This window comes from Gordonia heveisoli, assembly GCF_030315745.1.
In the GTDB taxonomy this organism is placed as follows: Bacteria; Actinomycetota; Actinomycetes; order Mycobacteriales; family Mycobacteriaceae; genus Gordonia.
Genome location: NZ_JASXSH010000013.1, coordinates 1 through 25,914 on the forward strand (window position 1 = coordinate 1; position 25,914 = coordinate 25,914).

Consider the following 25,914-nt stretch of genomic DNA (forward strand, 5'->3'; position numbering starts at 1 on the left):
CCCCCCCCCCCCCCCCCCACCCCTCGTCGCTGGCGCGTGAGATGTCAGATGTCAGTTGCGGTCATCGAACACCCAACGGGCGCTGGAAGACTCCGGCGAGTAGGTCGCCGACGGTGTCGACCCACACCGGCCAGGTGCGCTGGTCGAGCGCCACACTGTTGACGTCCTTGGTGGTGCAGCCGGCATGGATCGGCACGCCGTTGAATCGGTCGCGTAGCCACATCATCCACACCGGGGTGGACGCGACCGCGAGGATCAGATGCTCACTCGCGTGGTCGCGGATGTAGGTGACGTTCGCGCCGTTACGGCAGTAGGTCGCCACCAACTTGTCGACCTGAGGGAGTGGTGCGATCCAGTCATAACGTGAATGCAGTTGGAGCAGTGGGACAGTGGGTGTGGTTTTGCCCATTCGGGTCTTCTCGATCACCCGTCGCACCTGCGGCGCACGCAGCGGATCGCCGCCACGGAGCACTGCCTTGTTGTGTAGGAACGGCACGAGCAGGGTGGTGTAGGTGACGCACAGATTCTGCTTGGCGTTCAGCAGTGCCCGTCCCTCCGGGGTGACGTGGGTGTCGACGTAGTCCTTCAGCTCGGGGTACTCACGTGAGAGTCCGATGACCGCGGCGAGTACCAGGCCGGCGGTGGCCTGTCCTTCGGCCATGTTGAGCGTCGAGGCCAGGTTGGGCTGGCTGCCGCCCGAGGACACACCGACGAGGTCGATCTCCGGAGCGTAGGAGTCCGCGATCTCGGCGACCCAGTTGGATGCGATGGCACCACCGGAGTATCCGGCGACACCGACGCGAGTGCGTTGATCGAGTCCCATCGGCGCGAAGCGCTGTGCCGCACGGATCGCGTCCAGGGTGATGCGCGCTTGCAGCGGACCCGCGGCGTAGGCCGACTTCGGGCCTTGTGCGTCCGGCACCACGACCGCCCAGCCCTGGGCCAGGGCCGCCTGGACCTGCAGGATCTCGTTGCCGACGACCGAGGAGCCGGTGATCTGATACGGCACCGAACCCAGCTGATACTGATACGACGGCTCGCAGTAGCGCGCGAGGCTGTCGGCGGCCGAGTCGAAGGCCAGGAGACGCCGTGGTTTGCCGTCCGGTGTCTTGTTACTGCGCGGGCGCAGCACCGTGGTCACCGCGGCGATCGGATTGCCGCGGGTATCCGAGGATCGGAAGGACAGTTGCCATGCGTCGACCGGAACCGGGATCAGCGAGAGGTTTGCGATGGTGACCCGGCGCGCGGCGATGATCTGCCCGGTCATCTTTGTGGCGATGACCGAACGCGGCGGGTCGTAGAACCCGGGATCCATCTCGGGCGGGACCGGCAGGCCGGTGACGGGGCGCACCGTGACCTGGTCGTACTGCGCGTGCGTCGCCTGCGGAGTGCGGTGCGCCGGGGCCGCGTCGGCAATGCCGCCGGCGACGAGCGGTAGCGCGATGATGAATCCGGCGCCCAGCACGCTCAGCCTGCGTGTTCGAGTCCATCTGCCAACCCTGTGTGATGCCATTCCTGGCCCCCCTGATCTGTCGTACGCGCCACACACGTGACGCGCATCACCAGAGTCAAGCACGCCTGGCCCAATTAAGACAAGCCGACGTTTCCATAACCTGCAAGCGTTTCTAGAGTGGTGTCACGGGGGCTCGACCGTGGTGTACCGTCGGCTCGTGCCAGCCGAATCCCCGACCCCGCCTGTCAAGGGCGCGCCGCGGCGCATTCGCGGGCTGGATGCCGAGCAGCGGCGTGAACAGCGCAAACAGTCGATCCTGGATGCGGCCCTGGATCTCTTTGCGTCGCGGGGCTATCCCGATACGTCGGTGGAGTTGATCTGTCAGACGGCATTCGTCAGCACCAAGAGCTTTTATCAGAACTTCGGGGACCGGGAAGACTGCTACCTGGCGTTGTACAACCGCACCGCCACCGAGTTCCGGGCAGCGATGTCCGCCGCGCTCGCCGTCCCGCACGTCGACGAGTCGGCGCAAGCCGAGTTCATCATCGAGGGATTCGTCGATCTGTTGATCGCGGATCGGCGCAAGGCATTGATCACCTTCGGGCATGCCCGGGCGTTCTCCGAGCGGATCGACGAGGCGCGTCACGCCAACCGGGTGTGGACCGCCGACTACATCGAGTCATTGTGGCAGGGGCGCGGATTGTCCATTCCGCCGCGACGGGTGACCATTGCCATCGTGGGTGGGATCTTCGAGGTGGTCATCGCCGAATTGCAGGCCGCCGAGATCACCGCCGATACGCGCCGCGGCGTCATCGACGATCTGTTGACCTTCTACACCGCCACCCGCGGCGGTCTGCCCTCCGCGTAGTCGGGCAGGCGCCGCCTGCTCACTTGGGCGGTAGGTTGCGGGCGTAGTCCGCGCCGATGCTGACCCAGCGGGACAGGGCGCGTTCGCCGCTGATCCCGGCGTCGGAGACGCGGAGCCAGCCCCGGGTTTCCCGGCCGGACATGACCATGGGTTCGGTGTGCGGGTGTTCGAGCAGGCCGGCGGTGTCCTCGGGTTTGACGCGGACCATCAGGCCGCCGTATCCGCTGGCGGCGACCGCCATATTTCCGTTGATCAGGAACGCGAGACCACCGAACATCAGCCGTTCGTCGAGACCGCATTCCGCGGCCAGCAGGGCACGGATCCGATAGGCGAGGTCTTCGTCGTAGGGCACCCTGTGAGCCTACTGTTTGGGACGTACCGCCGTCGCGTCCCGTTGCCGGATTGTTGTCTGCCACCAAAGACGTTGTAGCCGAGCACTTTCAGCACTTTTCTGGGGATTCTGACCGTGCAGGTCACCGTTGCCCGGGATTGATACTGGTCAGAAACCTTACTCTTGAGTAAGATGCTGGTATGGCGATCAACCTTGAGCTCCCGAAGAGCTTCGACTCGACGGTGGAGCGCACCCACCTCGCGGCCGAACACCTGTTCCGGCCGATCTCGCGCAAGTACGACAAGGCCGAGCACGAATACCCCGTCGAACTGGATGAACTGGGCAAACTCGCCAAGCAGTCCCGCTCGGCGGACAAGGGTGCCGACGGTACGGCGAAGAAGTCCACCGATGCCCCGACGGTCAACGGAGCCAACCTTCGTGCACTCATCGCGGCACACGAGATGAGCTGGGGCGACGTCGGGCTCTTCCTCACCATCCCCGGCCAGGGCTTGGGGAACGCGGCCATCGCGGCCGTGGCCAACGAGGAGCAGCTCGAACGATTCGGTGACGTCTGGGCCGCGATGGCCATCACCGAACCCAGCTTCGGCTCGGATTCGGCGGCGGTGTCGACGACCGCGACCGCCGACGGCGACGACTACCTGATCAATGGCGAGAAGATCTTCGTGACCGCCGGATCCCGCGCCGATCACGTGGTGGTGTGGGCGACGCTCGACCGCAGCGTCGGCCGCGCGGCGATCAAGAGTTTCGTCGTCCCGATGGACACCGAGGGTGTGACCGTCGCCCGTCTCGAACACAAGCTGGGCATCAAGGCGTCGGACACCGCGGTGGTGCGTTTCGAGAACGCGCGGGTACCGCGGGAGAATCTGCTCGGCTCACCCGAGATCGACACCAAGAAGGCCTTCGGCGGGGTCATGCAGACCTTCGACAACACCCGGCCGGTGGTTGCGGCGATGGCGATCGGCGTGGGCCGCGCGGCCCTCGAAGAGCTGCGCCGCATGCTCGAAGAGGCCGGGCACACCATTGACTACGACCAGCCCGCCGCTGCCCAGCACGCGTCGGTGTCGGAGTTCATCCGACTCGAATCCGACTGGGAGGCATCGTGGTTGCACACGTTGCGGGCCGCGTGGATGGCCGACAACAAGCAGCCGAATTCGACCGAGGCATCGATGTCGAAGGCCAAGGCCGGCCGCATGGTCACCGACGCGACGAACAAGGCCGTCGAGGTCGGCGCCACCGCGGGCTACTCGGAGACCTCGCTGCTGGAGAAGTGGGCGCGCGACGCCAAGATCCTGGACATCTTCGAGGGCACCCAGCAGATTCAGCAGTTGATCATCGCCCGACGGGTGCTCGGGAAGTCCAGTAGCGATCTGAAGTAGGCCCGATCCGGCACGGCGGCAAACACCGGCCGGCCGGCACAACACGAGCGGCGGTCACTTCCGGAAGGAAGTGACCGCCGCTGATGTGTCGACGCGAGTCGGTGACTCAGGCGGGGACGATGAGTCCGGCGCCCTGGCTCTTCGCACGGGCGAAGCGGTCGGCGGCGTCGTCCCAGTTCACGACGTTCCACCAGGCCTTGACGTAATCCGGCTTCACGTTCTGGTAGTCGAGGTAGAAGGCGTGCTCCCACATGTCGAGCAGCACGACCGGGATGATCGCGGCCGGGATGTTGCCGCTCTGGTCGGTGAGCTGCAGGACGACCAGGTTGCCACCGATGGTGTCATAACCCAGGATCGCCCAGCCCGAACCCTGCAGGGTGGTGGCGGCAGCGGTGAAGTGGGCCTTGAACTGCTCGAAACCACCGAACTGCGCGCCGATGGCCTCGGCGAGATCGCCGGTGGGCTCGCCGCCGCCGTTGGGCGACAGGTTCTTCCAGAAGGCGGAGTGGTTGGTGTGTCCACCGAGGTGGAACGACAGGGTCGCCGACAGTCCGTAGACCTTGCCCGCGATGGATCCGTCCTCGCGTGCCTCGGCGAGCTTGGCCAGGGTGTCGTTGGCACCCTTGACGTAGGTCGCGTGATGCTTGCTGTGGTGGAGCTCCATGATCCGGCCGGAGATGTGGGGCTCGAGGGCGCCATAGTCGTAGTCGAGATCCGGCAGGGTGTAATCAGCCACGGTAATCCTCTCTACCCGCACCGGTTGGGTGCGGCTTTATTCCACTGTTCACGCGCGAAATCGCAGCCGCCTCGCGGGCTGCGGCGCGGATAGCTCCACCCTTCCGCAGAGCTTGGCTTTATGCAACAAACGCGCGCGAAATTACCTCAACCGCGGTTGAAGTATTGCCCAGGTGCGGGGGCGTGCCGGGTGAAGCGAAAGGAACTGGCGCGCAAACGGCTTCGGCGGCGCGGTTCGCTTCAGATGAGAAGCAGCAGAACAAACAGGACGGCGAGGGCCAGAATGCTGAGTGCGGTGGCGCGGCAACTCGCGCCGACGTTGTAGGTCAGCCGCGGCTGCGTCCGCGAGCGCGGGGCCCGCAGATGTGTGCTCGCGTGCGTCGCCATTGCCACCCTTCATCGCTGGACCGTGCTGGTCGAACAGCTCACCGGCTTGGTGTGAGCCATCACACTGTGACCTGGATCATTCAACCAAATGTCCAACTTTGTCTCAACCCCGCGTCGGCGTACCGGGACACCCGGACCATGCGCAATGCGCGCGTAGACTTGTCCCATGTCATGGCTTGACCAGCTGTTATCGGCCCGTACGCACAAGCAGGATCTCGTCGACGAGTCCGGAGCGTTGCCCGGGCGGGACGCGCAGATGCCGCTCAGCGGGAGACATCTCGTGCTCGGACACCCGATGCGAGGTGAACCGACGGAACCCAACGGGGGTATCGGTGACCTGTCGGGCCTGGCCGACAAGCCACTGTCGGCCGTGGTACTCGGCGGCGGTTGCTTCTGGGGGATCGAGGAGATCTTCTGGCAGGTCCCGGGCGTGTACACCACGGCGGTCGGCTATGCGGGCGGCTACACGCCCAATCCCACGTATGAAGAGGTGTGCACGGCGCGTACGGGACACACCGAGGCGGTGCTGGTGGTCTTCGACCCGAACGAGATCGACCTCGACGGGATCCTCCAGATCTTCTGGGAGAATCACGATCCCACCCAGGTCATGCGACAGGGCAACGACATCGGCACCCAGTACCGATCGGCCATCTACACACTGTCCGACGCCGATGCCGAACTGGCCCGCGCCTCGGCCGAGACCTTCGAGACGGCACTGAGCGAGGCCGGTCTCGGTGCGGTCGCCACCCAGATCACTCCGCTGGCCGCCGCCGGTGACGGTCGGTTCTATTACGCAGAGGACTATCACCAGCAGTACCTGGCGAAGAATCCGCACGGCTACCGCTGCCATGCGGCCACCGGAATCCGCTACCCGGCCAACTGAGTTCGCGGTGACCCAGACCAGTGGCGCCGGTACGACCGGCGACCGGGAGATCACTGCGGCGCAATGGAACCGCACCCTGCTGCACCGGCAGCACCTCCTCGAGCGGGTCGCCGAGGATGCCATCGAGGTCCTCGACCGGTGCGTCGGCATGCAGTCCCAGGATCCGCTGGCCGCATTCTTCGGGATGTGGTCGCGGATAACCGATTTCGACCCACTCGAATTCGACGACCTGCTCGTCGAGCGCGAAGTGGTGCGAACGGCGCTACTACGCGGGACCGTCTTCGCGATGGATGCCGAAGACGCCCGCTGGGTCCGGCCGCTCGCCCAGCCGACCCTCGACGCCGCGGCCGCCCGGAATCACGGCACCGCACTGGTCGCGACGACGGCCGAGGAGGTGGCCGATCACGCCGCACAACTGCTGGCGGGGACCGAACTCGCCGGCGCCGACCTCGGAGCGCAACTGGTACAACACTTTCCGGGTGAATCGGCGTCGAACCTCACCGCCATCGCACGCAGTGCCCTGCCGTTGGTTCAGGTCCCGCCGCGCGGCACCTGGCGAGGTCGGGGAGCGCCAACCTATCGGCTCTTCGACGAGTGGGCGGGCCCGGGCGAACCGGCGGTGACCGGGGACGACGCCCGCGCCGACCTCGTGCGGCTGTACCTGCGCGGTTTCGGGCCGGCGACCATCGCCGGCATCCAGGCGTGGTCGGGACTCACCGGGCTCCGACCGCTCATCGAGGCCATGGAAGCCGATTGGGAGCTGACGCGACTACGCGGCCCGGACGGTCAGGAGCTCTACGACCTCGAAGGCCTCGACATCATCGACGGTGACACTCCCGCCCCGGTTCGTCTGATCGCCCCCTACGACCATGCGATCTTCATCGCCGCCGACCGGGAACGGATCGCCGACCCCGAGCTCTACCGCGCCACCGCCACCCCCAACGGCCGCTCACCGGGATTCGTCCTCGTCGACGGCAGGCTGGTCGGTACCTGGCGGCGGGCGGCGGACGACTCGATCGGCGTCGACCTGCTGTGTGAGATCTCGCGGACGGCAGCGGCCCAGATCGACGCGGAACTCGAACTCCTGCGTGACTTCGTGACCGGCTGACGGGTGGACGCGGTCAGTCGCCGGTCCGGGGATTGCGGTTGGTGATGCAGTAGCGACGTCCGACCGGGTCGGCCATGGTCGTCCAGTTGTCGAACTTCTCGACGACCCGGGCGCCCCAGTCCTCGTGTCGGATGACCTCGTCGGTCACCGAATTCGTTGCCAGATCGAGGTGTCCGGTGGCCTGGGTGGGTCGTCCGTTCGTGTCCAGCGCGCTGACGTCGTCGAGCCGCTGCAGCAGGATGCCCAGGGCCAGCGACTTCTCGCGGCGAAGGGCGACGAACTCCGGGCGGGTGCCGGGCCGCGTCGCCCAGCCGGTGAGCCGGGTCCAGAAGATCACCTCCGCGTCGAACAGGTCGCGGGGAACGTCGATGGAAACCTGATCGATGATGCTGATCGCGTCGCCTGGCCACCGGATCGGCCGCGATCGGGTGGACTCCCCGGCCCACTGCACCAGGCAGAACACGAAACCGGCCGGCGATCGCAGACTCAGGTAGTCGGTCGAGTCGCGGATGACCTCGGCACCGAGTGCTGTCGCCTCCAGAGAGGCAGCCCGCGGGTCGTCGACGTGGAGGTCGAGGTGGACGCCGCCGGGACCGTCGACGATCCGTTGGACCCGCAGGTGGGGATCGCCGTTGAACGGCTCCAGCGACGCGAACTCGCGTGCCGCGCCACGCGGCGGCGACACCGTACTGCCCGCGATCGCCCGCCAGAACGTGACTTCGGGACCGAACTGGGCAGCGGGAAAATCCAGGAACGCACTCAGCCACCGCACGTGCATTCCAGCAGTGTAGGGCCAGATGTCGTCGGAGGGCGGGACTACGTCGCGGCGCAACTAGACTCGGCGGGATGAACGCACTGGCCAAGGTGGGCAAGAAGCTCGCGAAGACACGCGCAGAACATGTCGCGGTGGTCCGCCTCGACGGATTGATCGGCAGCGGCGGCATGGGACGTCCCGGATTGACCACCGAATCGGTGGAACCGATCCTCAAGCGAGCCTTCGAGACCGAGCGCCTCAAGGCCGTCGTCGTGGTAATCAACTCGCCCGGCGGGTCGCCTGCGCAGTCGGAGTACATCGCCGGCCGGATCCGCCAGCTGGCTTCCGAGAAGGGCGTGCCCGTACTCGCCTTCTGTGAGGACGTCGCCGCCTCCGGCGGATACTGGATCGCCTGTGCGGCCGACGAGATCTTCGCCGCGCACACATCGCTCGTCGGGTCGATCGGCGTGGTGTCGTCGGGATTCGGGGTCGCCGAGGTGTTGTCGCGTTTCGGCGTCGAACGTCGGCTCTACACCTCCGGCGACAACAAGGCGCGTCTGGACACCTTCTCCCCTGCGGTCGCCGAGGACGTCGAGTGGATCCGATCGCTGCAGCGCAGTCTGCACGAGGAGTTCATCGGGTGGGTGCGGCAGCGGCGCGGCAAGAAGCTCACCGCCGCCGACGAGGAACTGTTCAACGGTGATGTGTGGGTCGGTGGTCGGGCCGCCGAACTCGGTCTGGTCGACGGGGTCGGCGTGATGCGGTCGGTCATCGCCGAGCGCTATCCCGATGCCGAGATCACGATCGTCGACGCACCCAAGCCGCTGCTCGCACGGTTGGTGGGTGGTCCGGCCACCGCGAGCGGATCGGTGTTCGGCGTCGCCGAGGCGATCACGTCGGGAGTGCTCGCCGCGCTGGACCGGGCGCCCGACATGACGACGTCGTTCACCTTCCGGCGCTGAGTTCTGACGAGTTGTTCCCCAAGTTATCCACAGATCGTGTGCATCGCGAATATTCTGTGACCCAGACCGCGCTCTGCACTCTGGTAAATCACATCGCCCGCCACTGCACAAATTGAGTGACGGTGCTCACAATCCGATGCGGGTTGGCCAGCGGTTTTCCACAGTTTCCACAACCTCATCCACAGGTTCACGGTCAGAGTGTGGAACGTGTTCATGCCGAGAGCATTCACATGTGGATAACTTTATGTAGGTCCACATAGTCCGCTTGGGGACAAATCTGGGGACTTCTCCACAGTTCGTCCGAACGAATGGATTCCGGTGACACATCCTCAACGGGTTCGGTCGTAGGGAGCACGCTCGCGCCCGTGGGGCCGGGTCGCTGTGCCACCATGGGAACGTGAGCATTGGCGACATCCCCGAGGTATCGGTCACCGAGCTACCCGACGACTTCACCGCGGTGACCGACGCGGTCATGCTCGACGTCCGCGAGGACGACGAATGGGCCAACGGACACATCCGCGGCGCGATCCACATTCCGATGGGTGACATCCCGGTCCGGTACGACGAGATCGACCAGGATGCCGACCTGTACGTCGTGTGCCACGCCAGCGGCCGTTCCATGCGCGTCCTGCAATACCTCAAACAGCAGCTCGGTTATGAGGGCACCTGCGTCGAAGGCGGGATGCTCGCCTGGGTGCAGGGCGGAAAACCGGTCGAGGTCGGACCCGCCGAGAACGGCAACTGATGATCGACGTCTGTCCGCGGTGCCGGATCCAGGCGCCGCACCGGCCCGGGCGTGACCGGTGCCCACGATGCGGTGGGCCGTTGCGCGTCGCTCAGGACGCCGCCCAGGCACGCGGCCTCGTCGGGCAACCGTCCGCGGCCACCGCCGGGCAGACAACCGCCGGGCAGACAACCGCCGGGCAGGCCACCGCCGGTTCGGCAACACCGGCGAACCGGGTAGCCGCGGCCCGACCCCACACCCCACGCTCCTACTACCGGGCACCGCATCTGCGCTGGGTCGCGCGCCGGCCGCCGGAGGCGATCGTGACGCGTCGCCCCCGCCGCCCGTCGGGGCCACGCCCGATACCCCGATACGGCTATCTGCCGCGCTGGGGGCTGCGAGACCTGCCGGTCGTCGCCACGACCGAACGTGAACCCGAACTCGAGTCCCGTGATCGGCTGCAGCGCGCGCTGCTGCTCGCGGGCGGCACGCTCACCGCGGCGGCGCTCGCCCATCTGTTCCGCTATGTGCTGACCATGATCAACCGCAGCAAGGTGCTGCCCCAGTGGCTGATCGACCTGTCGGGCGGGTTGGTCGTCGTCTGCGGTCTCGCCGGACTGATCGGTTTCGTGGTGGCGACCGCCGCCTTCACCCGCTGGGTCATCGACCTGCGCGCCGCCGCCTACGCGTCGGTGGACCGGACCGACCCGCGTCACCGCCGATGGATCGTCGTCCCGCTGGCCGCGATACCGCTGGTCAATGTGATCGGCGCGCCGATGCTGATCCTCGAAGCCGCCGCCGTGCGAACAGATCTCGAATTGGATGCCGTACTCGTGCGGGCACGGCTGAAGAAGGTGTGGCTCGCCTGGACGCTGGTGACGGTCGTCGCGATCATCGCGGTGGTGATGCGGATCGTCGACCATCGCAGCGGCACCATCCAGAGTGGCGCCGACGCGGTGGCCATGGTGATGGTCAGCTCGGCGGTCTCGGCGGCGTTCGCCTTCTGGTTCGCGACGCGACTGCCCCGGCTGTTCACCGCCGCGCCGGCCGCGCCGGTCCCCGACCGCCGCTGGGTGGTGGTGTCGTGATCTCGGGCGGCGCAGCCGAAAAGGTCTCCCGCTCCGGCAAACCTGCGGTGGTCGCCCACCGGGGCGCATCGGGCGATCTGCCCGAACACACCCTCGCCGCCTACGAACTCGCCCTCAGCCAGGGTGCCGACGGCCTCGAATGCGATGTTCGGCTGACCAGCGACCACCAGCTCGTGTGCATCCACGACCGCACCGTCGAGCGCACCTCCGACGGTGTCGGGGCGGTCAGTGAGATGTCGTTGGCGCAGCTGTCCGAACTCGACTTCGGTAGCTGGCATCCCGCCGGAACGTCGGCGTCGGTGCTGACGCTGCGCGACCTGCTGACGCTGACGCTGGACTGGAAACGACCCGTCCGGCTGTTCATCGAGACCAAACATCCGGTGCGCTACGGCAGCCTCGTCGAACAGACGCTCCTGGAGTTGCTGCACGAATTCGGCGTCGGATCACCGCCGTCGGCCGATCACAGTCGCGCCGTGGTCATCTCGTTCTCCTCGGCCGGTGTGTGGCGGGTGCGCAGGCAAGCGCCGATGCTGCCAACCATTCTGCTCGGCGACACCGCCCGCGTCCTCGGCGGAAGCGCGGCCACCGCCGTCGGTGCGACCGGCATCGGTCCTTCGGTGGCCACCCTGCGGCACTACCCCGACCTGGTGGATCGTGCTGCCGCCGCCGGCCGGGTGACCTACTGCTGGACCGTCGACGAACTCGCCGACGTACAGCTGTGCGCCGACCTCGGTGTGCGCTGGGTCGCGACCAACCATCCGGCGAAGGTCAGGGACTGGCTCGTCACCGTCGACTGACGTGAGAAGCTGGTCCGATGGGTAAGAAGAGCAAGCGCGGCAGTGGACCGCGCCCGGGTAGCAATCGTGCCGAGCGGGTCGCCGCGCGCAAGGCCCGTCAACTCTCCGCGCTGGCCGCTCCGCCGCGTCCGTTCGCCGGCCTGGCCGCCGAATGCGATCTCGTCGCGTTGCGAACCTTCGTCGCGTCAGCAACCGCTCGGGCGGCACTCGTCGAGCCGGGACCATCGCCACGCGAACTGACCTCGGTTGTCGGTGCGGACAACCCGCCGCCGCGTGAACTGCCCGCGGGTGTCCGCAACGAAGTACTGTTCGCCACCGTGCTGCCCGGCGCCGGACCCGCGCTCGTGCGCGAGAACCGGGGAGAACCCGAGGGCCTGGTCGCGCTGCAGACCGAACCCGACCGCATCGACCTCGACGGTGAACTTGCCGCCGCCCTCGATTGGGCTGCGCACGCCACCCCCGGCGCCGACTACGCACCGGCCGACGAGGTCGCACCGTTGACCGAACTACTCGATGCCGATGCGCCGCTGGACATCATCGTGCACGAGGACTTCTCCTGGTGGTTCGCCGCTGGGGTCGACGTTCCCGCCGAGATCGCCGAGATGTTCGCGCGCGCCAACGAATCGGTGATGCCGACGGCCCGCCTCAACCCGGCCAGCGGCATCGGTGCGCCGTGGTGGGTCGACGCCGGTGAACGCGCCCACCTCCGCTGGATCCGTCCGGAGGACGAGGACGATCTGATGACCGCGCTGGCCCGGTTGCATGCGGCCGGTCACCTGACCCTCGGTGAGGGTTCACGGTTCGCCGGATCCTTCCGCACCCACGGGCTGCTGGTACCGGTCTTCGATCTCGACAACGAACTACATCACGAGGAGTGGTACGACGGTCTCAACGACTTCGACGCGCGACTGACCGAGGCGCTCGCCGACACCGCGCCGCTGACCACCGCCGAACTCAGTTCGCGCGACGGTATCCGGGGCCGTCAGGTCACGCTGCGAGGCTAGGCGATCGGAGCGGCCGGCGTTCCGACCCCCGGCTGGCTGAGGTGCTCATCGCACCTCAGCCAGCCGGGGGTTCGTCGTATGGCGTTGGCGGGGCGGTGGTTACAGGTTTCCGCCGGCCGCCGGGGGTGCCGTCGCATCGGTGCCCTCAGCGACGTTGAGTTCGCGTTCGACAAAATTCTCCAGGTCGAACAGATTGCCGTTGGCTCGCTCGGCGATGGTCTGCAGGGTGGTCATCGTCGCGACCTCCTCGACCTGCTCCTTGAGGAACCACTGCATGAACTGCTCACCGAGGTAGTCGCCGGTGTCGCGGGCGGCCTTGGCGAGGTCGACGATCTGCTGGGTGACCGCGTGCTCCTGTTCCAGGGCGAGTTCGATCGGGGCCTTGTAGTCATCGAAGTCGTTGCGGGGCAGATCGATTCCGGGGATATCGACGGCCTGCCCACGATCGAGGAAGTACTGCACGATCATCATCGCGTGGTTCCGCTCTTCGACCGACTGCTGATAGAAGTGCTTGGCGAGCTGCGGCATGTCGTGATTGTCGTAGTAGATGGCCACGGCGATGTACTGCTGCGACGAGAAGAACTCGTTGCTGATCTGGTCGTGCAGGAGCTGCTGGAACTTGGTGCGTTCGGTGGTCATCTTCACGATCCTACGGGGCGGTATGCGGCAGCGGAGAGCCAGCTCAGGCTAAATAAGGGTAGTCTGACCTGCGTCAACGAGCTCCGATGACGCCTCCGGTGCTGTGCAGCAGGTCGTCGGGGACCGGCTTGCCTGCCTTCAGGTACTCAAAGAATCTGGTGGTGTCGGCATCGGGCGGAAGGACAGATTCCTCGCCGACAAAGGTCGCGTCCCCGGTCGGGGTGGTGGTGGTGATCGGATCGTCGCGCAGCGCCCAGGCCAGCATCGCGAGATTCCAGATGTGGTCACCGGAGTCGACCGTGAGGGCGTCGACGGCGCCGCCGACGAACCCGAAGAGGCGGAACGGATTGAGCAGCACGGCCGGGCTGGTGGCCCGGGAAACCAGGGCGGACAAGAACTTCCGCTGATTGACCACGCGGATCAGATCGGCCTGCGGGAAGTCGCGGGTGCGCACCAGCGTCAGGGCCTGTTTGCCGTTGAGCCGATGGCAGCCCTTCTTCAATGGCGGACCGGCCTTGGGGTCGTTGATCGCCTGGTCGAGGCAGATGTCGACGCCGCCGACTGCGTCGACGAGCGTGTCGAAGCCGCCGAACCCGATCTCCGCATAGTGGTCGATACGCACCCCGGACAACTGTTCGACGGTGCGCACCAGCAGCTGAGGCCCGCCGAAGTTGAACGCGCCGTTGATCTTTCCCTCACCCTGAGCGGGAATCGGCACATAGAGGTCGCGGGGTAGCGAGATGATCATCGCCCGCCCGCTCGGCGGAATGTGCACCAGCATGATCGTGTCGGTGCGCGCGCCGTCGGCGTCGCCGGTGGACAGGTCGGTGCGTTGGTCCTTGGAGAGGTCCGCGCGGGAATCGGTGCCGACGATCAGCCAGTTGGTACCGGGGGTGTCGCCGGGCCGGCCCGGATAGGAGACCAGGGCGTCGACCCGGTGCAGTTGACTGTCGTAGTAGAACATGGCGCCGATCGAGGCCAGGACCATGATCAACAGCACGATCAGCAGCGCACGAAGTATCCGTACCCAGCCACGTCGCCGCGGCCGCGCCCGCCGGGAAGCCGACCGCCGTTTCCCCGGCGGCGGTGAACCAGGCGGGCTGGTGCCGGCCGGGTGGGTTGACCCGTGCCGCGGCGGTCCGCCCGACCGATCCCGCGGATGTCGGGAATCGGACGGAATCGGCTCAGGCTCCTGCCGGGGGGCGTAACCGGGGCGAGGGCCGGGAGGGCCGGCGGGTTCTTCGTGCAGGGTGTGCTGACGCGGCGACGGGGCGGGCGGATTCGGACTCGCCGACCATGCGCGCGGAGGCTGATAGACCTCGTTCGCGCGGCGCTGGGGCCCAGGATCGGGTGCGGGTGGCCGACGCGGCGGTGAACCGGGGCGCCCAGCCTGGGGTTGGGGTCCGGGCGCGCGATCGGGTGGCGGGCCGGGTCGGGGTGGACCCGGCCTGCGCATCATCGGCGGGTCCGGTTCGTTCATCCGATCCAATGTAGCGACCGGCGCCTGTGATCACCCTTAGTCGCGGGCCGCCGGGTCGGTCGGGAGGTGGACCTTCAGCCGACCCACGGCAGATGATCGCGTAGCAGCGCGTACCCGACGAAGGCGATCACATCGATCGCCCCGTGCGCGATGACCAGTGGCCAGGTTCGACCGCTGACCTGGAAGAACCGTCCGAACACCAGGCCCATCGCGAGGTTGCCCACGCCTGCGCCGAAGCCCTGGTACAGGTGATAGCTGCCACGCAGCACGGCGCTGGCGCCCAGCGCGGAGTTCGCACCGAAACCGAGTTGACGCAGCCGGGTGATGAAGTAGGCGACGACGAGGATCTCCTCGGCGGCGCCATTGCCGATCGCGACCAGGATGAGCACCGGCCACTCCCACCAGGCGTCCGCGGTACTCGGCACCAGCGATGCGTTGAGACCCAGTGCCCGCGCGGTGGCCACCACGGCCAGGCCCGGAATGCCGATGATCGCGGTCAGGGCCAGGCCCGCGGGAATATCGCGCCGGGGCGACCAGCGTCCGAGTCCGACGCGGTCACGACCGACGCCGCTGCGCCAGAGTAGGTAGACACCCAGGCCCGCCATTGCGAAAAGACGGATGCCGCTCAGCAGTTGCCGCAGGGCATCGATGGCCTCGACGCTGGAACGGCTGGGGTTGAGCGCGACCGTGGTGCCCTCGATACCGCCGGTCAGCTCGCTCTCGATGAGCGACAGGATCGCGTAGATCGCGGAGAACCCGAAGGTGAGCACGCCGACGATGCCCAATTCGAGCCAGAGGGCGCGCCGCTGACTCGGGTCGGTGATGACCGCGATATCCGGCGGGTCCGGCGGATTCAGCACCTCACGCGGGGAGAAGCCCATGGCGTGAGCGTACGGACCCGCGTCGGTTCAGTCGGGCAGGCTGTTCATGAACGGGCAGCCTGCCAGCGAACGCAGGGCATGCGACAGCTCGTAGACGTCGGCGACCGGCCGCGAGAACGGCAACCGGACGTCGGAGTCACCGTCGGTGTCCTCGATGCGGAATCGGATGCCGAACCGATCCAGCCCCAGCGGCCGGACCCGGCCCCGCCGGAGGTGGCGCGGCAACTTGCGCACCAGCTGGTCGACGAGTTCGGCGTGATCCTCGTCCAGGTGGGCGACCCAGTCGTTCTCGTATTCCCAGAACGGGTCGGGTGTGGCACCGGCGAGGTCGGAGGCAGTGACCGCCGCGGCACCGGCCGCCGACGCGATCACGGCGCTGTCGATCTGCAGGCGGAGCATCGAGCGGCCGTGGCCGATGTCGAGGAGGCCCGAGTGCGGTTGATCATCCGCGATCTCGATGGCCAGGTCGCGTTCCAGATCTGCCGGAACCGCGAAGGCGTCGCCCTTGAGCCAGATGAGTGACCGGACACGTTCGCGCAGGTCGATGGGCGCGCAGTCGGTGATCTCCAGCATGGCCGCCACCCCGTCGCCGGCGTTGGCGCCGTAGCCGCTGTCGAGGAGGCTCTGCATGGCGTCACCGTCGGTGGGGACGAGTATGAAGGCCTGGGTCTCGAACAGGTGCACGACGTCGACGGGCGTCGTCTCGGCTCCCTCGACGGCCAGGATGGCGTTCTCGACCCGGCGGCATGCGGTCTGGATCATCTCGGCATCGGTGGGGCGGTCGGTGACGGCGGCAGGTGTCATTCGCGTCTCTCCGGTCTGTTCTCGTCGTGATGAGGTAACCCTAACCTAAATTAGTGGGAGTGGTCCGTCAATGGATGGAACCGCAGAGAAAAAATCGGTGGCCGGTGCAGGCGCCAGTGCTGGTCCGGCGACTCCCGCGCGCTGTCCCGTAATGTTTCTTGACGTGCCCTTGATCGCGTATTTCGGCCCGCCCGGAACCTTCACCGAGATGGCTCTGGATCAGGCGCTGGCCCAGTACGAGGCCCGCGCCGGAGCGGGCCTCGACACCACCGACGAGGTTCGTCGGGTGCCGATGGGAAGCCCAGCCGCCGCGATCGCGATGGTTCGGGCAGGCGACGCCGACTACGCCTGCGTCCCGATCGAGAGTTCCCTGGAGGGTTCGGTCCCGGTCACCATGGACGCGCTCGTGCCGACGTCGACCGCCGGTCGGGTTCAGGTGTTCGCCGAGACCGTGCTCGACATCGCGTTCACCATCGCCGCGGCCACCGACCTGGCCCCCGACGCGGTGCACACCATCGCGGCCTATCCGGTCGCCGAGGCACAGGTGCGTACGTCGATCGCGCAACTGTTCCCCAACGCACGCTTCGTGCTGGCCGCCTCGAATGCGGCTGCCGCCGAGGACGTCGCGGCCGGCCGGGCCGACGCGGCCGTCACCACCGGCCTGGCGGCGGACCTGTCCGGCCTGCGGGCACTCGCCGAGGGGGTGTCCGACGCGACCGACGCGGTGACTCGTTTCGTCATCGTCGGGCCGCCCGCGCCGCCGCCGTCGCGCACCGGCACCGACCGCACCGGGGTCATCCTCGAACTGTCCAACGAGCCGGGCAGCCTGATGGCGGCGATGAACGAATTCGCTTCGCGTGGAGTCGATCTCACCAGAATTGAATCCCGTCCGCGCCGCGAGGTCGAGCACGGGCGCAGCAACGCGGGCGAGTATCGCTTCTTCCTCGACGCGGTCGGTCACATCGACGACGACGCGGTCGCGGAAGCGCTTGCCGCCCTGCACCGCACATGCGCCCGGCTGGTGTTCCTCGGTTCCTGGCCCGCCGACCGTCCGAACGGGTCATTGCCTCCCGATCACGGTGAGTCGCGGGCCTGGCTCGCAGCCATGCGCCGCGGTGGCGCCGACCACGACCAGCGCGGCGGGGAACAGTCCTGATGGCCCGACTACATCTGGTCCGGCACGGGGAGACGACGTCCAATGTGATGCGCCGACTCGACACTGCGCTGCCCGGCGCCGGCCTCACCGACTTCGGCGTCCGGCAGGGAGTGCGTTTCGGCCTGGAGAACCAACGGACCGAACCCGCCGTCCTGGTCAGCTCGGTGGCGCGCCGGGCCGAACAGACCGCCGACCTCATCGGTTCGGTCTGGGGTATCGGCAACGACGTCCTCGACGGTCTGCACGAGGTCCAGGTCGGTGAACTCGAGGACCGCACCGACACCGATGCCCACCGCGTCTTCAAGGACGTGATGGACCGCTGGCACGCCGGTGATCTCGACGCCCGCCTGCCCGGCGGTGAGTCGCTGGCGATGGTCTACGACCGCTACCTTCCCGTCGTCGAAGACCTGGCCCAGCACCACCTCGTCGGACCCGATCAGCGCGACGTGTACGTGGTCAGCCACGGTGCGGCGATCCGGCTGATCGCCTCGCGATTGTCGGGGATCGATGCGCGATTCGCGGCCTCGACCCACCTGCGCAACACGGGCAGCATCGAACTCGAATACCTCGACGGCGTATGGGTCTGTCACCGGTGGGGTGCCCAGACCGCGCCCTTCGGGCCCGTCAACGAACCGCTCGTGGACCAGCCGGGACTCGGCGAACCGATGGGCTGAGCCTGCGAGCCGGGGCACATCGAGTTCGGTCAGCCCCAACCGTTGGCGTGCAGCCAGTCGTCGTCGATCCCGAAATGGTGGGCGATCTCGTGCATCACCGTGATCGCCACTTCGCGCACAACCTGCTCGCGGGAATGACACATCCACAGGATCGGGTCGCGGTAGATGGTGATCGTGTCCGGCAGGAATCCCGCGTAATCGTGGGTGCGGGTGGTGAGGGAAACCCCGTGGTACAGACCGAGGATGTCGGGATGTTCCTCGTTGGCCGGCTCGACCAGGATCACCACGTTGTTCATCTGATCGGTCAGCTCGGTCGGGATGGTGTCCAGAGCATCGGAGACCAGCCCGTCGAACTCGTCGTCGGACATCCTTACGGCCATCGGCTCAGCCTGCCGGGGCTGGAACTTCGACGGGATTGGGCGCGACACCGGGCGGCAGCGGAACCGGGGTCGGCAACGCACGGCCCGGCGGGGCCTGCGGCGGTGCGACCGGCGCCTTTCCGTTGATCAGCAGGACACCCTGGCGGGGGTCGCCGACCAGCGTGGCGAAGCCGCCGCGCTTATCCGGCAGACCCAGGTAGCAGACGACCTTGCGGCTGCCGGCCAGCCAGCTCTGCTCGCTCAGCACCGACCACTGCACGTTGAGGGTGGTGGCGTCGAGCTTGGCCTTGCCGCCGGCGAACCGCTCGGCTTGGCCGGGACAGATGCCCTGCAGATAGTCGTTCTGCGCCTTGGTGTTCGGCCACGGCTTACCGGCCAGGCGGTCACCGAAGTGAACCGCGAGGTCGACGATCCCGGTGGTCTGGAACGCATGCGGTTCGGCGCAGTCGACCGCGAACCCGGTTGGTTTGCGGTTGGCGGCAATGATGCCGATGCAGGTGCCCTCGGGCCAGATCCGGGATTGATTCTGATCGGCGACGCGACCGGAGAACGCCAGCGGCAGGCCGTCGGGTCCGGTCTCCTGCAGGCCGCACCGCAACTCGCGGGCGCCGCGTTCCCACTGATACTGCGACGGATTCATCAGTCCGACGGCGAAACGGCCCTGCGGATCGAGGCGTCCGCCCAGATACTGGTCGACCAGCACCTGGCACTGTTCGTCGCGAATGGTGGCGAAGCGCGCCGCACCCGGCCACGGCGCGTCGTCCCCGAATTCGGCGCCCGGGATGACTGCGGTGTCGACCGGTCCGGCCACCTCGAAGCGGTGCTTCTGTTCGCAGGGCACCTTGACCGGCTGCCCGGGGTTGCCCGCAGGCCAATCCAGGCAGTCCCCGGCGACCGACTTGGTGAAGGCGTTCTCGGCGAGACGCTCTCGCTCGCCGATGTCGCTGTCACCGACACTGCCGCTGTCGTCGAACAGTCCGACGGCGAAGGCGATCGCTCCCATCACCAGCGCGCCGACCACGACGGCGGCGAGCACCAGGCGTATCGGGTTGCGGGCTACCGAGTCGCGCCACCCGGACGGTGCGTCGGTGGTCTCCGGATCGGCGGGCTCGTCTGGGACGTCGTCCTCGTCGACCGTGTCAGACCATTCGTCCTCGTCGACAGTCGCATCGTCCTCGGCGCGGGCGGCCTCGTCACTCAGGGCGGCGTCACTCAGGGCGGCGTCACTGCGGCCACCGTCCGAGTCCGCCACCGCGTCATCGGTGACGGTGGGGTCAATCGGTTGTTCGCTTGCCTCGCCGGCATCGCGACGCTCGTCGTCGGCGTTCATCGGGTTCCATCATGCCTGTTGTCACGACCGGGCAGCACCAACACTCGTCATGACGGCCTTCGCGGGTCCGCAGCGACCCGCGCGTGTGCCACCGGTCGGTGCCGTCGGGCGCGGTCACCACGCGTGGATCTCTCGGCCGTCGGGCCGGTCGGAAAGTTCGGGGTGAACTGACCCGGCGCATCAGGGCCGGGCCGCCGGACCGGTAGGGTTTCAGACGTGATCGACCTGAAGATTCTGCGTGAGAACCCCGACCTTGTGCGCGAGTCGCAGCGAACCCGTGGCGAGGATCCCGGGCTGGTCGACGCGCTGCTCGACGCCGACGCGGCACGCCGGACGGCGATCGTCGAGGCCGACACTCTGCGCGCCGAGCAGAAGGCTCTGGGCAAGCAGGTCGGTAAGGCCCAGGGCGATGAGAAGGCGGCGCTGCTGGCCACCGGCAAGGAGCTGGCCGAACAGGTCAAAGCGGCCGTGGCACGCCAGTCCGCGGCCGACGAGGCCGCCTCGACGGCCCACCGCGCCATCTCCAACATCGTCGCCGCCGGTGCCCCGGCGGGTGGCGAGGACGACTACATCGTGCTCGAGCACGTCGGTGAACCGCGGGAGATCGAGAACGCCAAGGATCACCTCGAAATCGGTGAATCGCTCGGACTGATCGACATGGAGCGGGGAGCCAAGGTCTCGGGGTCGCGGTTCTACTTCCTCACCGGACAGGGTGCGCTGCTGCAGCTCGGACTGCTGAACATGGCCGCGCAGAAGGCGACCGCGAACGGCTTCACCCTGATGATTCCGCCGGTGCTGGTCCGCCCGGAGATCATGGGCGGCACCGGATTCCTCGGCGCCCACGCCGATGAGGTCTACCACCTCGAAGCCGACGACCTGTATCTGGTCGGCACCTCCGAGGTTCCACTGGCCGGCTACCACATGGACGAGATCCTCGACCTTTCCGACGGCCCCAAGCGGTACGCGGGATGGTCGAGTTGCTTCCGCCGCGAGGCAGGCAGCTACGGCAAGGACACCCGCGGCATCATCCGTGTCCACCAGTTCGACAAGGTTGAGGGCTTCATCTACTGCAAGCCCGAGGACGCCGAAGTCGAGCATCAGCGAATCCTCGCCTGGGAGAAGGAGATGCTGGCCGCGATCGACGTGCCCTACCGGGTCATCGACGTCGCCGGTGGCGATCTCGGCTCGTCCGCCGCCCGCAAATTCGACTGCGAGGCATGGTTCCCGACGCAGAACACCTATCGCGAGCTCACCTCGACCTCGAACTGCACGACCTTCCAGGCGCGTCGCTTGTCGATCCGCTACCGCGACGAGAACGGCAAACCACAGGTCGCCGCCACACTGAACGGCACACTGGCCACCACCCGATGGTTGGTCGCGATCCTGGAGAACCACCAGCAACCCGACGGTTCGGTGCACCTGCCGCCGGAACTCGCCCGCTACGTCGGCACCGATGTGCTGACCCCGAACTGATGCCGGGAACACCGCGATGACGGCAGGACGATCGCGATGACGATGGGTATCGTCGTCGCGGTCATCGGTGCCTTCGCCTTCGCCGCAGCCGCAGTCCTGCAGGCACTGGGTGCGGGGAAGGTCGCGCAGCGCGCGGCCGTCCGCGAGGAGCGGCGCCGGTCGGCGAAGGCGCATCCGTCGTTGCGTTCGACGGTCGCGACGATGCTGACCGTGCCGTTCATGATCGGCTTCATCTTCGACATCGTCGGATTCGTCGCGACGATCGTCTCGGCCCGACTGATCCCGCTCTTCTTGTCGCAGACCATCATTTCGGCGCGTCTGGTGGCGACCGCGCTGCTGGCCATGGTGGTGCTGCATCTGTCGCTCACGATGCGCGACTGGATCGCCGGCGCGGTGGTCGTCGTGTCCCTCGCACTGCTGGCGGTGGCGGCCGGACGTGAGGGCGTCACGTATCACTCGTGGATGAGCTGGGTGGTGCTGGCCGCGGGCCCACTCCTGTTCCTGCTCGGCATCGCGGCGATGCGTCTGCTGCACCGCCATATCGCCACCGCCACCGGACTCATCGCCGGCGCCGTGTTCGGCGTGATGGCGGTGGCGTCTCGGCTGCTCGTCGGCGTCGACCCGTTCGATCTCACGGTTCTGCTCACCGACCCGGCGCTGTACGGGTTGGTGATCAGCGGTATCGGCGGGTTCTACCTGTTCACCGTCGCCCTGCAGACGGGATCTGTGAACGGTGCGGCCGCGGCACTCGTCGTCGGTCAGACGGTGTTGCCCGGTGTGGTCGGCATCCTGCTGCTCGGCGACACCACCCGGGCGGGCTGGGGTCCGGTGGCCGTGGTCGCGTTCACCGCAGCGGTCGTCGGTGGCGTCGTGCTGGCGTCCTCGCGAGCAGTCGTCGCCGTCGAACAGGCCGACCTCACCAACGGTCCCCGCGGCTACGGGCACCCGCTCCCGACCGACGACCGTTTCCCGCACAGCCATGCGCACGGTCACCTCGGGCTGGCCGCGGAACCGACCCAGGCGGCCGATCCCGGCCGCTGAGCCCCGGCCAGGATCAATAATTGACCGGTGATCCTGGGCATTTTCGCGGCAATCGTCGCAGCGTTCGGCTACGGCACCGCGTCACTTCTCCAGGCCCACGGTGCGAGCCGCGTATCCGCCGGTGGCGAGCCGACGGCGACCCCCGGTGCGGGTGGGGCGCCGACGGTCGCCTCGACCATCGCGACGGTACTCACCGTGTCCTACCTGGCGGGACTCTGTCTCGATGGGCTCGGATTCATCGGCAACCTGGTGGCGGCCCGAGAGCTACCGCTGTTTCTCGCGCAGCCGATCGTCAGTGCCAATCTCATCGTCACCGCCGTCGGAGCGGTCCTGTTCCTGGGGGCCCGGCTGACCCCGCGCGAGTGGACCGCGATCGCTGTCGTCGTCGGAGCGCTGGTGCTCCTCGGCTTTGCCTCCGGGCCGGAAGGCCACGGTCACGACGACCCGTGGCTGCACTGGACGGTGCTTGTAGTCGGCATTGTGCTGGTCATCGGCGGTGTGGTGGCGATGCGACTCACCCCGCCCGGGCGGTGGGTTGCGGTGTCCGCGGGGCTGCTCGGCGGTGTGCTGTTCGGCATCCTCGCCGTCGCGGTGCGGATCCTGGACGGCCTCGATCCGTTCCATCCGACGACCCTGCTCAGCGACCCGGCGTGTTACGCACTGCTGATCTGTGGCGTCGGGGGGTTCTACATGTTCACCGTTGCCCTGCAGACCGGATCGGTGGCGGCGGCCTCGGCGTCACTCGTCGTCGGGGAGACCGTCGTCCCGGGTGTGGTCGGCATCGTCCTGCTCGGCGACCAGGTTCGTGACGGGTGGGGTCCGGTGGCCGTGATCGCCTTCACCGCGGCGGTGATCGGGGCGGTCGTGGTGGCCACCTCGTCCGCGGTGGAGAGTGTCGAGGTGGCCTCCGGCTGAACCCGGTGACGACACCGTGCATTCGCTGGCCGCTCCGTCAGCTCCCGAGACGCTGGGCACGCAGCTCGTGTCCATTCGAGGTCAGGCAGCGGCCGGTGGGCAGATCCCACTGCCAGCCGTGCAGATTGCAGGTCAGCTTCTCGCCCTCGATCACGCCGAATTTGTCCAGGTCGGCCTTGAGGTGCGGACAGCGACGCTGAATCTCCCAGCCGTCCTTGGTGGTCGATGCCGTGTCGTCGTGCGCCTCGGCGAACCAGCCGTCGGCATAGGCGATGCGCTCATCGGTCAGGCACTTGAAGAAGGTGTACAGGAACTCGTTGTAACCGCCGATGCGCCAGGTGGTGAAGCGGGTGGAGAGGAAGATCGTGTTGACCCAATCCGGTTCGTCGTCGCGTAGGACGGTGCGCACGATCTCGGTCGGGATCCGGAATCCGTAGCGGTACTTGCCTTCTCCCTCCTTGGGCTCGCGGACGATCCGGTTCGGGAAATCCAGGACGACGATCTCGGTGGCCTCGGTGGTCTCCTTGCTGGTGCTGCCCGGGGTCATGACCAGGCCGACCGGGTATCCGATGCCATCGCAGATGAGGTCGGACTGCGCCATGATCGGCTCGAACTTCTCGCGGAGCGCACCCAGCAGGGCATCGCCGTCAGCCGATGCCCAGGAAGCCTTCTCCGCTGCGATGACCGGTGCGAACTTCTCCTTCATCCGCTCCAGATAGGCGCGCTTGTTCTCCCCGAAAACATCGTGTGGCGCATAGGGATGGGAGATCTCGTTGAGGGTCGACCCGGTGAAGTCGGCGACCGAGCCGGACACCATCATCAGGCCGCGATGACGCTCACCGTCGTCGGTGCCATGGATGCGCATCTGCTCCAGGAAGGTCTCCTGATCGGGGAAGATCGACGTCTCGTCGGCGGTGTCTGCGGAACCGAAGTCGTTGAGCCCGAACAGGTCGTCATCGAGGAACATCGGTGGGCCGGCCGACGGAACAACCCACGTCGCCCCGACCTGCTCGATGTAGGAGCGAGCTCGGTCCATGCCGCGCTGACGCTTCTGGGATGCGAAGTTGGCCTTGGACTTACGCGGGATGTCGTAGACCATCGGGTACCAGATGGCACCCGAGTACTGCAGCAGGTGCACATCCACATGTCCGAACGCCTCGCCGATGACGTCCAGATCGACGGGCCGGGCGTCGTTCATGTTGAAACAGACCGTCTCACCGTCGGCGACGATCAGTCCGGAGTCGCCGATCGGGCCGTCGGCAGGGGCGCGCAACGCGATGATCATGACGTCCAGCTCGCCCTTGGGTCCGCTGACCGTCGTCTTCTCCGAATCGGTGGTCTCCACGAACTTGTGGAAACCGAGCTTCTCCAGCTCGCGCTTGAGGTCGGGCACCGGATAGTCCGGCAGCAGGACCGTGGCGTCCTTGTTGACGTTGTCGCGCAGGTTCTGCTCGTCGAAGTGGTCGCGGTGCAGATGGGAGACATACAGGTAGTCGCAGTCACCCAGCGTCTTCCAGTCGAGTTCGGAATTGTCCGGGAAGGGCACCCACGAGGCGAAGTAGGCCGGATTGACCCAGGGGTCGCAGAGGATGGAGCCGGCGGCGGTCTGGATGTGGAAACCGGCATGACCGATGCTGGTGATCTGCACGTTGGGCCTTTCAGTGGGCGTGCGGGGTGACACGCGGTGGTGCTCTCGACCATCCAATCTATCGAGTGCCGATGCCCGTCGTCGTGGGGCTTGGGACCCTCGCCGCGTCGCCGTGACGATGCTCACCCCCAGTCGTGCCGCCATCGACCGTCGGGCGACCCTGCCGGACCGAAGAACCGATGACTAAGCTCGACCCATGGAACCCGTCTACGGCACAGTGATCACCGCTGCGCGTCTGCTCTGGCTCGCCGAAGGACTCGACTTCAAGGTGTCGGGGGTGGAGCACGTTCCGGACTCCGGTCCGGGCGTCGTCGCCTTCAATCACACCGGCTACCTCGACTTCACCTATGCGGGTATCCCGGCCTTCCTCAAGGGCAAACGCTACGTGCGGTTCATGGCGAAGAAAGAGGTCTTCGACAACAAGGTCTCCGGACCGATCATGCGTGCGCTCAAGCATATTCCGGTGGACCGGGCCAACGGTGCCGCCAGCTACCAGCAGGCTGTCGAATACCTCAAGCGCGGTGAACTAGTCGGCGTCTACCCGGAGGCCACCATCAGCCGCAGCTTCGAGTTGAAGGCTTTCAAATCGGGGGCCGCGCGGATGGCGCTGGAGGCCGACGCCCCCATCATCCCCACGGTCATCTGGGGAGCTCAGCGGGTGTGGACCAAGGGGCATCCGCGCAGCTTGGGACGTCACAACTTCAAGATCGCGATCGGGGTGAGTGAGCCGCTCGAGCCGACCGGGGACGCCGACGCACTCACCGCCAAGCTGCACAAGGTGATGAGCGAGAAGCTTCTCGAACTGCAGGATGCCTACGGCGAGCACCCCAAGGGGGAGTTCTGGGTGCCGGCACGGCTGGGTGGCTCGGCTCCGACGCTGGACGAGGCCAACCGGCTCGACGCCGAGGAACAGGCCGCGCGTGCCGCACGCCGAGCGGCCGCCCCATCCGACGGCACGGCATCCGACGGCACAGGGACGGGGTTCGGCGAGGTCTGAGCCCT

27 protein-coding genes are annotated in these 25,914 nt (G+C 67.2%); 15 read left to right on the forward strand and 12 right to left on the reverse strand.

Annotation, left to right across the window (positions count from 1 at the left end; all coding sequences use genetic code 11):
- Positions 1 to 61: 61 nt before the first annotated feature.
- Positions 62 to 1,465 (reverse strand): lipase family protein, encoded by a 1,404-nt coding sequence (locus tag QSJ18_RS12700; RefSeq protein WP_286326850.1) that lies wholly within the window; start codon positions 1,463 to 1,465, stop codon positions 62 to 64.
- A gap of 205 nt (positions 1,466 to 1,670) precedes the next feature.
- On the opposite strand from QSJ18_RS12700, the gene QSJ18_RS12705 reads away from it, so the two are divergent.
- Positions 1,671 to 2,321 (forward strand): TetR/AcrR family transcriptional regulator, encoded by a 651-nt coding sequence (locus QSJ18_RS12705; RefSeq protein ID WP_286326851.1) that lies wholly within the window; start codon positions 1,671 to 1,673, stop codon positions 2,319 to 2,321.
- Between the two features lie 19 nt (positions 2,322 to 2,340).
- Here the strand turns inward: QSJ18_RS12705 and QSJ18_RS12710 are convergent, their stop codons facing one another.
- The gene (locus tag QSJ18_RS12710) at positions 2,341 to 2,673 is read right to left on the reverse strand and encodes a TfoX/Sxy family protein (RefSeq protein WP_286326852.1); all 333 of its coding nucleotides are present in this window, start codon (positions 2,671 to 2,673) and stop codon (positions 2,341 to 2,343) included.
- Between the two features lie 179 nt (positions 2,674 to 2,852).
- Between QSJ18_RS12710 and QSJ18_RS12715 the strand changes: the two genes are divergently transcribed.
- A complete protein-coding gene (locus QSJ18_RS12715; protein ID WP_286326854.1) occupies positions 2,853 to 4,049 on the forward strand; it encodes an acyl-CoA dehydrogenase family protein in 1,197 nt (398 codons plus the stop codon).
- Positions 4,050 to 4,155: 106 nt separating this feature from the next.
- Here QSJ18_RS12715 and QSJ18_RS12720 read toward each other — a convergent pair whose 3' ends face one another.
- Together QSJ18_RS12720 and QSJ18_RS12725 are read right to left on the reverse strand one after the other, a co-directional pair.
- A complete protein-coding gene (locus tag QSJ18_RS12720) occupies positions 4,156 to 4,785 on the reverse strand; it encodes a superoxide dismutase (protein ID WP_286326856.1) in 630 nt (209 codons plus the stop codon).
- Positions 4,786 to 5,024: 239 nt separating this feature from the next.
- The gene (locus tag QSJ18_RS12725) at positions 5,025 to 5,171 is read right to left on the reverse strand and encodes a hypothetical protein (RefSeq protein WP_286326857.1); all 147 of its coding nucleotides are present in this window, start codon (positions 5,169 to 5,171) and stop codon (positions 5,025 to 5,027) included.
- 166 nt (positions 5,172 to 5,337) lie between these two features.
- On the opposite strand from QSJ18_RS12725, the gene msrA reads away from it, so the two are divergent.
- Together msrA and QSJ18_RS12735 are read left to right on the forward strand one after the other, a co-directional pair.
- Positions 5,338 to 6,054, forward strand: a complete 717-nt coding sequence (msrA, locus tag QSJ18_RS12730; protein ID WP_286326858.1) for a peptide-methionine (S)-S-oxide reductase MsrA — start codon at positions 5,338 to 5,340, stop codon at positions 6,052 to 6,054.
- 7 nt (positions 6,055 to 6,061) lie between these two features.
- Positions 6,062 to 7,162: a winged helix DNA-binding domain-containing protein gene (locus QSJ18_RS12735; protein WP_286326859.1), complete on the forward strand. Its 1,101-nt coding sequence runs from the start codon at positions 6,062 to 6,064 to the stop codon at positions 7,160 to 7,162.
- 13 nt (positions 7,163 to 7,175) lie between these two features.
- Here QSJ18_RS12735 and QSJ18_RS12740 read toward each other — a convergent pair whose 3' ends face one another.
- Positions 7,176 to 7,940: a VOC family protein gene (locus tag QSJ18_RS12740; protein WP_286326860.1), complete on the reverse strand. Its 765-nt coding sequence runs from the start codon at positions 7,938 to 7,940 to the stop codon at positions 7,176 to 7,178.
- A gap of 68 nt (positions 7,941 to 8,008) precedes the next feature.
- Between QSJ18_RS12740 and QSJ18_RS12745 the strand changes: the two genes are divergently transcribed.
- From QSJ18_RS12745 to QSJ18_RS12765, 5 genes are all read left to right on the forward strand, one after another.
- Positions 8,009 to 8,878 carry a S49 family peptidase gene (locus tag QSJ18_RS12745; RefSeq protein WP_286326861.1) on the forward strand — a complete coding sequence of 290 codons (870 nt, stop codon included), beginning with the start codon at positions 8,009 to 8,011 and terminating at the stop codon, positions 8,876 to 8,878.
- A gap of 403 nt (positions 8,879 to 9,281) precedes the next feature.
- A complete protein-coding gene (locus QSJ18_RS12750; RefSeq protein WP_286326979.1) occupies positions 9,282 to 9,623 on the forward strand; it encodes a rhodanese-like domain-containing protein in 342 nt (113 codons plus the stop codon).
- Between the two features lie 80 nt (positions 9,624 to 9,703).
- Entirely contained in the window at positions 9,704 to 10,690 is a 987-nt protein-coding gene (locus tag QSJ18_RS12755; protein WP_286326862.1) for a DUF4328 domain-containing protein, read from the forward strand.
- Positions 10,687 to 11,487, forward strand: coding sequence for a glycerophosphodiester phosphodiesterase family protein (locus QSJ18_RS12760; protein ID WP_462476064.1), 801 nt, complete (start codon positions 10,687 to 10,689; stop codon positions 11,485 to 11,487). Before QSJ18_RS12755 ends, QSJ18_RS12760 begins: the two co-directional genes overlap by 4 nt.
- A gap of 17 nt (positions 11,488 to 11,504) precedes the next feature.
- Positions 11,505 to 12,491 carry a DUF5926 family protein gene (locus tag QSJ18_RS12765; RefSeq protein ID WP_286326863.1) on the forward strand — a complete coding sequence of 329 codons (987 nt, stop codon included), beginning with the start codon at positions 11,505 to 11,507 and terminating at the stop codon, positions 12,489 to 12,491.
- A 99-nt stretch (positions 12,492 to 12,590) separates the two neighbouring features.
- On the opposite strand, the gene QSJ18_RS12770 is transcribed toward QSJ18_RS12765, so the two are convergent.
- The 4 genes from QSJ18_RS12770 to QSJ18_RS12785 form a co-directional block, all read right to left on the reverse strand.
- Positions 12,591 to 13,130: a ferritin gene (locus QSJ18_RS12770; RefSeq protein ID WP_286326864.1), complete on the reverse strand. Its 540-nt coding sequence runs from the start codon at positions 13,128 to 13,130 to the stop codon at positions 12,591 to 12,593.
- Between the two features lie 73 nt (positions 13,131 to 13,203).
- A complete protein-coding gene (locus tag QSJ18_RS12775) occupies positions 13,204 to 14,130 on the reverse strand; it encodes an LCP family protein (RefSeq protein WP_462476065.1) in 927 nt (308 codons plus the stop codon).
- 554 nt (positions 14,131 to 14,684) lie between these two features.
- Positions 14,685 to 15,491 (reverse strand): CPBP family intramembrane glutamic endopeptidase, encoded by an 807-nt coding sequence (locus tag QSJ18_RS12780; RefSeq protein ID WP_286326865.1) that lies wholly within the window; start codon positions 15,489 to 15,491, stop codon positions 14,685 to 14,687.
- Positions 15,492 to 15,518: 27 nt separating this feature from the next.
- Positions 15,519 to 16,253 (reverse strand): DUF2470 domain-containing protein, encoded by a 735-nt coding sequence (locus tag QSJ18_RS12785; RefSeq protein WP_462476073.1) that lies wholly within the window; start codon positions 16,251 to 16,253, stop codon positions 15,519 to 15,521.
- Between the two features lie 193 nt (positions 16,254 to 16,446).
- On the opposite strand from QSJ18_RS12785, the gene pheA reads away from it, so the two are divergent.
- Both pheA and QSJ18_RS12795 read left to right on the forward strand, forming a co-directional pair.
- Complete coding sequence (gene pheA, locus QSJ18_RS12790) at positions 16,447 to 17,451, forward strand: prephenate dehydratase (protein WP_462476066.1); 1,005 nt, start codon at positions 16,447 to 16,449, stop codon at positions 17,449 to 17,451.
- Entirely contained in the window at positions 17,451 to 18,125 is a 675-nt protein-coding gene (locus tag QSJ18_RS12795; RefSeq protein ID WP_286326870.1) for a histidine phosphatase family protein, read from the forward strand. The genes pheA and QSJ18_RS12795 overlap by 1 nt, the downstream gene beginning before the upstream one ends.
- A gap of 29 nt (positions 18,126 to 18,154) precedes the next feature.
- Here the strand turns inward: QSJ18_RS12795 and QSJ18_RS12800 are convergent, their stop codons facing one another.
- A complete protein-coding gene (locus QSJ18_RS12800) occupies positions 18,155 to 18,505 on the reverse strand; it encodes a metallopeptidase family protein (RefSeq protein WP_286326871.1) in 351 nt (116 codons plus the stop codon).
- 4 nt (positions 18,506 to 18,509) lie between these two features.
- Positions 18,510 to 19,835, reverse strand: a complete 1,326-nt coding sequence (locus QSJ18_RS12805; RefSeq protein WP_286326872.1) for a septum formation family protein — start codon at positions 19,833 to 19,835, stop codon at positions 18,510 to 18,512.
- 216 nt (positions 19,836 to 20,051) lie between these two features.
- Here QSJ18_RS12805 and serS point away from each other — a divergent pair, with 216 nt between their 5' ends.
- From serS to QSJ18_RS12820, 3 genes are read left to right on the forward strand one after another with little or no spacing between them, the layout of a single operon-like run.
- Positions 20,052 to 21,308 carry a serine--tRNA ligase gene (gene serS, locus QSJ18_RS12810; protein ID WP_286326873.1) on the forward strand — a complete coding sequence of 419 codons (1,257 nt, stop codon included), beginning with the start codon at positions 20,052 to 20,054 and terminating at the stop codon, positions 21,306 to 21,308.
- Between the two features lie 36 nt (positions 21,309 to 21,344).
- Positions 21,345 to 22,349 carry an EamA/RhaT family transporter gene (locus QSJ18_RS12815; RefSeq protein ID WP_286326874.1) on the forward strand — a complete coding sequence of 335 codons (1,005 nt, stop codon included), beginning with the start codon at positions 21,345 to 21,347 and terminating at the stop codon, positions 22,347 to 22,349.
- A gap of 27 nt (positions 22,350 to 22,376) precedes the next feature.
- Entirely contained in the window at positions 22,377 to 23,264 is an 888-nt protein-coding gene (locus QSJ18_RS12820; RefSeq protein WP_286326875.1) for a DMT family protein, read from the forward strand.
- A gap of 37 nt (positions 23,265 to 23,301) precedes the next feature.
- Here the strand turns inward: QSJ18_RS12820 and QSJ18_RS12825 are convergent, their stop codons facing one another.
- Entirely contained in the window at positions 23,302 to 24,912 is a 1,611-nt protein-coding gene (locus QSJ18_RS12825; protein WP_286326876.1) for an MBL fold metallo-hydrolase, read from the reverse strand.
- A gap of 196 nt (positions 24,913 to 25,108) precedes the next feature.
- Between QSJ18_RS12825 and QSJ18_RS12830 the strand changes: the two genes are divergently transcribed.
- On the forward strand, positions 25,109 to 25,909 hold the full coding sequence (locus QSJ18_RS12830) for a lysophospholipid acyltransferase family protein (RefSeq protein WP_286326878.1): 801 nt from the start codon (positions 25,109 to 25,111) through the stop codon (positions 25,907 to 25,909).
- Positions 25,910 to 25,914 lie beyond the last annotated feature (5 nt).